This is a genomic window from Streptococcus sp. HMSC034E12 (assembly GCF_001835915.1).
Taxonomy (GTDB): Bacteria; Bacillota; Bacilli; order Lactobacillales; family Streptococcaceae; genus Streptococcus; species Streptococcus vaginalis.
The window spans coordinates 1-418 of record NZ_KV826479.1; the positions used below are offsets into that span (position 1 = coordinate 1).

Genomic DNA, 418 nt, shown 5'->3' on the forward strand with positions numbered 1-418 from the left:
TTTTAATCTCGCTAGCTTCTGCGTCGTCAATATGTACTCGCTTGTCGATTTCTGATACTAGGTTTTCAACTTCTCCAAGTCGTCGCTTGGTAGTCGCTGCCGTTTTATCCATTTCTTCTTTTAGCCCGGTCATCTCTTTTAAGATTTCCTTCAAGGTTTCATTTTGGTTTACAAGCTGAACTGCTTGCTCTCCTTGCATTTTTACGGCTTCCATGAGTGCGTCTGTTTTATTCATTTACTATTTCTCCTTCTACAATTGTGCGCCCTTTTTCAGGGACAACCTTATTCATTTCAGACAGCCAATTTTCGGTTAGCGTCAGCAACTGTCTGATTTTGTCGATTTGGATTTCTTTTCCAGCGCCTTGGATAAGAGCCTTGAAACGTAGCGGCGCCATTCTCTCATCAAAGAATGTTTCAA

General features: G+C 41.6%; 2 pseudogenes. Both read right to left on the minus strand.

Annotated features, from left to right (window positions below):
* A pseudogene (locus HMPREF2574_RS09325) lies at positions 1–235 on the minus strand (hypothetical protein); the annotation flags it as partial.
* Positions 228–418 (minus strand): annotated as a pseudogene (locus HMPREF2574_RS10300) (hypothetical protein); the annotation flags it as partial. The pseudogenes HMPREF2574_RS10300 and HMPREF2574_RS09325, both read right to left, overlap by 8 nt.